General features: G+C 63.0%; 6 protein-coding genes. 1 reads left to right on the forward strand and 5 read right to left on the reverse strand.

Translation table 11 applies throughout. From position 1 onward, the window contains the following. The 5 genes from EC86_RS30200 to gcl all read right to left on the reverse strand — a co-directional run. A partial coding sequence (locus EC86_RS30200; RefSeq protein ID WP_036774092.1) for a pyruvate kinase occupies nt 1-347 on the reverse strand: 347 nt, incomplete at its 3' end. Between the two features lie 3 nt (nt 348-350). Next, nucleotides 351-1,658: a glycerate kinase type-2 family protein gene (locus tag EC86_RS0123920; protein ID WP_029528309.1), complete on the reverse strand. Its 1,308-nt coding sequence runs from the start codon at nt 1,656-1,658 to the stop codon at nt 351-353. A 26-nt stretch (nt 1,659-1,684) separates the two neighbouring features. Continuing rightward, complete coding sequence (gene glxR / locus EC86_RS0123925) at nt 1,685-2,590, reverse strand: 2-hydroxy-3-oxopropionate reductase (protein ID WP_029528310.1); 906 nt, start codon at nt 2,588-2,590, stop codon at nt 1,685-1,687. A 39-nt stretch (nt 2,591-2,629) separates the two neighbouring features. Further along, nucleotides 2,630-3,409, reverse strand: a complete 780-nt coding sequence (hyi, locus tag EC86_RS0123930; protein ID WP_029528311.1) for a hydroxypyruvate isomerase — start codon at nt 3,407-3,409, stop codon at nt 2,630-2,632. Nucleotides 3,410-3,445: 36 nt separating this feature from the next. Then, entirely contained in the window at nt 3,446-5,242 is a 1,797-nt protein-coding gene (gcl, locus tag EC86_RS0123935; RefSeq protein WP_029528312.1) for a glyoxylate carboligase, read from the reverse strand. A gap of 123 nt (nt 5,243-5,365) precedes the next feature. Here gcl and EC86_RS0123940 point away from each other — a divergent pair. Next, nucleotides 5,366-5,871 (forward strand): LysR family transcriptional regulator (locus EC86_RS0123940; protein WP_029523727.1); only part of this gene is annotated, 506 nt, incomplete at its 3' end.

Below are 5,871 nucleotides of genomic sequence, written 5' to 3' on the forward strand. Positions count from 1 at the left end.
GCGAATATTTCAGGATGCGGCATGCCGGCGCGCAATACATCGCCGGGCGTAGGGTCCAGGTCGAGTCGAAACGAAGCGCCTTCCACCAGCATGACCGGCCCATCGCTGAAAGTACCCACGCGCAGCTTGGGCCCCTGCAGGTCAGCCAGGATGCCGATAGGGCGCCCGGTTTCTTGTTCCAGCTCTCGCAGGATCGCAAAACGCGCGCGGTGATCACTATGGCTGCCATGGCTGAAGTTCAGTCGGAAGACATCTACGCCGGCCAGGAACAGGCGACGAACCGTATCCTTGTCGGAACTGGTGGGGCCAAGGGTGGCCACAATTTTTGCATTTCGGGTTCTACGCATGGTTTAGTTCTCGGTAGTTGGCGCATCGATCAGGATGGCGCGAAAGTCATTCACATTGGTCAGCGTGGGGCCGGTGACTACCGAGTCGCCCAGTGCTTGAAAAAAGCCATGCCCATCGTTGTTGGCCAGGCTGTCCTTGGGCCGCAGGCCCAGGGCCCAGGCGCGTTCCAGAGAATCTGGCGCCCAATAGCCTCCAGCAATCTCTTCCTGGCCGTCAACACCGTCGGTGTCACCCGCCAGCGCATGAATGCGCGGATGGCCGTGCAGGGCAATGCCTGCGGCCAGCAGCCACTCCACATTGCGCCCGCCCCGGCCGTTGCCGCGCACGGTGACCGTGGTCTCGCCGCCCGACAGCAGCACGCAAGGCGCTGGCACAGGCTGGCCGCGCCCGGCCACCTGCAGCGCAATGCCGGCCAGCACCTTGCCGACGTCCCGGGCCTCGCCTTCGAGCGCATCGCCCAAAATGTAGGGAGTGACACCCGACGCACTGGCCACAACAGCAGCGGCTTCCAGCGCCATTTGCGGCGTCGCGATCATGCGGGTTTCGGTGCCTTCAAGTCGCGGGTCGCCCGGTTTGATGGATTCACCGCGCCCGCTTTGCAGCACCGCCATCACCTCGGCCGGCACGTCAATGCCGTAGCGGCGAATGACGGCCAGTGCGTCGTCGCAGGTGGTCGGGTCGGCCACGGTCGGACCCGAGGCAATGTCCATCGGGTCATCGCCGGGCACATCGGAAATCAGCAGCGTCAGAACCCGCGCGGGATGGCAGGCCGCCGCCAGCCTCCCGCCCTTGATGGCCGACAGGTGGCGCCGCACGCAGTTCATCTCGCTGATGGTGGCGCCGGACTTCAGCAGCGCACGGCTGACGGCCTGCTTGTGCTCCAGTGTCAGACCGGGCGCGGGCAGAGGCAACAGCGACGAGCCGCCACCGGAGATCAGGCACAGCACCAGATCGTCGCTATTGAGCCCCTGCACGAGGTGCAGCAAACGCTTGGCGGCCACCTGTCCGGGCGCATCGGGTACCGGGTGGGCAGCTTCGACGATCTCGATATGTTCGCAGGGAACCGCATAGCCGTAACGCGTGACCACCAGGCCGGTCAGCGGTCCAGACCAGTTCTCCTCAACAGCCCGGGCCATCGCAGCCGAGGCCTTGCCGGCACCGATCACGATCAAACGGCCCGTACCGATGCGCTGCGCATTCGGCAGATGAGGAGGAATGCAAAGCGCTGGCTGGGCAGAGGCAATGGCAGCGTCGAACATGCGGCGCAGCAGCGTCTGCTGTGTCTCGGGGAGCTGGTCACAGGGGTTCATGGCGGGCACCGTTTGCTACAGTCCGCTCAATCGGCCTTCTGACCGATTTCGAAGTTCGCCATCTTTTCCAGCGCGCGCACCATGGCCGAGTGGTCCCAGGCCTTGCCGCCGTGGGCTGCGCAGGAATTGAACAGTTCCTGCGCCATGGCGGTGTTGGGCAGCGACACGCCGAGCGCACGGGCGCTGGACAAAGCCAGGTTCAGGTCCTTCTGGTGCAGCTCGATGCGAAAGCCCGGCTCAAAGGTGCGCTTGACCATGCGCTCGCCATGCACTTCCAGGATTTTTGACGCGGCAAATCCGCCCATCAGCGCCTGGCGCACGCGCGCCGGATCGGCACCGGCGCGGGCGGCGAACAGCAGCGCCTCGGCCACCGCCTCGATGTTGAGCGCCACGATGATCTGGTTGGCCACCTTTGCGGTCTGGCCGTCCCCATTGCCGCCGACCAGCGTGATGTTCTTGCCCATCAGCTCGAACACCGGCTTGATGCGCTCGAACGTGTCCTCCGGGCCGCCGACCATGATGGACAGCGTGGCGTTTTTCGCGCCAACTTCCCCGCCGGAGACCGGTGCGTCCAGGTAGTCGCAGCCCAGCGCATTGATTTTCTGAGCGAAGGTTTTGGTGGCAATCGGCGAGATCGAGCTCATGTCGACCACCACCTTGCCAGCACCCAAGCCGCCAGAAATGCCTTTTTCGGAAAACAGCGCGGCTTCGACATCTGGTGTGTCGGGAACCATCAGGATGATGATCTCGGCGCGTTCGGCCACACCGCGCGCGCTAACGCATTGGGTGGCCCTACTGCTGGCAATTGCATCAGGCATCTTGCCAAGGGTGTAGACAAATAGCTGGTGGCCGGCATTGATCAGGTGGTTTGCCATGGGCGCGCCCATGATGCCGAGGCCGATAAAACCGATTTTGAGGGGTTGTGAAGTCATTGTCAGTTGTCTTTTTAATGTGGTTGTCGTTGTGGATGATTACCGGGCAAGCTTTTCGCGCCAGCCTAGACCGGCCTCGGTGATGGTGGCCGGCTTGTATTCGCAGCCGATCCAGCCGTCGTAGCCGATGTGGTCCAGGTGAGCGAACAGGAAGGGGTAGTTGATTTCCCCTGTGCCCGGCTCGTTGCGGCCTGGGTTGTCGGCCAACTGCACATGGCCAATGCGCGGGAGGTATTTCTGCATCGTCGCGGCCAGTTCGCCCTCCATGCGTTGGGCATGGTAGATGTCGTATTGGACAAAGGCGTTGTCGGCGCCGACCTCGTCCAAAATCGCCACGGCCTGCACGGTGCGGCTAAGGTAAAAGCCGGGGATGTCGAAGGTGTTGATTGGCTCGATGAGCAGGCGCAGGCCGGCCGTCTTGAGTTCGGCAGCGGCAAAGCGCAGGTTGTTAACAAACGTCTGGCGCAGCACGTCTTCGCTCACGCCGGCCGACGCCTTACCTGCCAGGCAGTTGAGCTGGCCCACGCCCAGCGCCTGGGCATAGGCAATGGCCCGCCCGACACCTTCGCGGAACTCGTCGACCCGGTCCGGGTGGCAGGCAATGCCGCGCTCGCCGGCATCCCAGTCGCCGGCGGGCAGGTTGTGCAACACCAGCGTCAGGTCGTTGGCATCAAGCCTTTGCCGAATCTCTTCGGCTGCGTAGGCATAGGGGAAGAGAAATTCCACGGCCTTGAATCCGGCCTGGGCGGCACGTTCAAAGCGGTCGAGGAAGGGCACTTCGGTGAAAAGCATGGTCAGGTTGGCGGCAAATTTGGGCATGGTTTCTCCTTTTTTTTTCAGCTGGCGCTCAATCGCTTACTCAAGCAAACCAGCCAGTTCCAGGCCCTTCAGGCCCTCGGGATGGCGGCAGTCGATATCCTCGAACTCGTTGATCTTGTCGATCTCGGTGCCCATGGCGATGTTGGTGATCTTCTCCAGGATCACTTCGACCACAACCGGCACGCGGTACTTTTGCGCCATGGCCTGGGCCTCGACTAAGGCTTCGTGGATCTTTTCAGGGTTGGTCACGCGCAGAGACTTGCAGCCCAGCCCCTTGACCACGGCCTGGTGATCCACGCCGTAGCCGCGCAGGCTGCCTTCGCCTTCGGGCACGTTCTGGTTCTCGAAAGCCAGCTGCACGCAAAAATCCATCTCGAAGCCGCGCTGGCTCTGGCGGATCAGGCCCAAGTAGCTGTTATTCACCAGCACCTGCACATAAGGCAGGCGGAACTGTGCGCCAACGGCCAGCTCTTCGATCATGAACTGGAAGTCGTAGTCGCCCGACAAGCCGACCACCGTGCGCGACGGGTCCGCAGCAACAACGCCCAGCGCGGCAGGAATCGTCCAGCCCAGCGGGCCGGCCTGGCCGCAGTTGATCCAGTTGCGGGGACCGTACACGTGCAAGAACTGCGCACCGGCGATCTGGCTCAGGCCGATGGTCGTGACATAGATGGTGTCGCGCGGGAACGCCTTGTTCATCTCTTCGTACACACGCATCGGCTTAACCGGCGTTTCGGTGAAATGCGTCTTGCGGTGCATCAGCGCCTTGCGTTCGGCGCAGCGGCTAACCCATTCGCTGAAGTCCTTGAGCTGCGCTGCGGCCTGGCGTTCGCGGGCCACCTGGACAAACATCTCCAGCGCCACCTTGGCGTCGCTGACGATGCCCAGGTCGGGGGTGAAGACGCGGCCGATCTGGGTCGGCTCGATGTCCACATGCACGAAGGTGCGGCCCTTGCAGTACACCTCGGGCGAACCAGTGTGGCGGTTGGCCCAGCGGTTGCCAATGCCCAGCACGAAGTCGCTGGCCAGCATGGTCGCATTGCCGTAGCGGTGGCTGGTCTGCAGACCCACCATGCCGGCCATCAAGGGATGGTCGTCGGGAATCGTGCCCCAGCCCATCAGCGTCGGGATGACGGGCACGCCGGTCAACTCGGCAAACTCGACCAGCAGGTCGGCAGCATCGGCATTGACGATGCCGCCACCGGCCACGATCAGCGGTTTGCTCGATGCCATCAGCATGTCAAACGCTTTTTCAATCTGCTTGCGCGACGCGACCGACTTGTAGACCGGAAGCGGCTCGTAGGTGTCGATGTCGAATTCGATTTCGGCCATTTGCACGTCAAACGGCAGGTCAATCAGCACCGGGCCGGGACGGCCCGAGCGCATCAGGTGAAAGGCCTGCTGGAAAGCGCGCGGCACCAGGCCGGGTTCGCGCACCGTGACCGACCACTTCGTCACCGGCTTGGAAATGCTTTCAATGTCAACGGCCTGGAAGTCTTCCTTGTACAGCCGTGCGCGCGGCGCCTGGCCGGTGATGCACAGGATTGGAATGCTGTCGGCGCTGGCCGAATACAGTCCCGTGATCATGTCGGTGCCCGCCGGGCCCGACGTGCCGATGCACACGCCGATGTTGCCGGCCTTGGCGCGGGTGTAACCCTCGGCCATGTGCGAGGCACCTTCGACGTGACGCGCCAGGATGTGGGCAATCGAGTTGCGCTCGCGCATTTGCGCATACAGCGGATTAATAGCGGCGCCGGGTACGCCAAAAGCCTGGGTCACGCCTTCTTTTTCCATCACCAGCACGGCGGCCATTGCGGCCTTCATTTTTGCCATTGATTGCTCCTTGTTTAGATGGCTCGATCATTCCTTTGGCACGTGTACTTGTGAATACCATTGCATCGATAAGACCTATTCCATGGCGGCATAAATACGCAAAACGCGATTACAGTCAGCGCCATGGATCGCGTCACCGGCATTGCCCTTTTTATTCGCGTCGTCGAGACCGGCAGCTTCAGCAAGGCGGCCGGTGAGACCGGCATTACCCAGCCCACGGCCACCAAGGCCGTGGCCGCCATGGAGCAGCGCCTGGGCGCCAGGCTGCTGCACCGCTCGACACGCGGCGTGACGCTGACCGAAGTGGGCGCGCTGTATTACGACAAATGCAAGCTGATCGCCCGCGAGATCGAGGAAGCCGACAACCTGGCCACGCTGCTGCAAAGCAAGGTGGGCGGCAACCTGCGCATCAGCACCTCGGTGGCGTTCGGGCGGCGCGTGGTGGTGCCGCTGGTGCTGCGCTACATGCAGCAGCACCCGGACATCACACTGGACTTGACCTTTGACGACCGCTACGTGAACCTGGTCGAGCAAGGCATTGACCTGGCCATCCGCATGGGGCCGATGGCCGACTCGACGCTGGGCGCGCGCTACCTGGGCACCAATCCGTGGCTGATGGTGGCGGCGCC

It is taken from the genome of Polaromonas glacialis, assembly GCF_000709345.1.
GTDB lineage: Bacteria > Pseudomonadota > Gammaproteobacteria > Burkholderiales > Burkholderiaceae_C > Polaromonas > Polaromonas glacialis.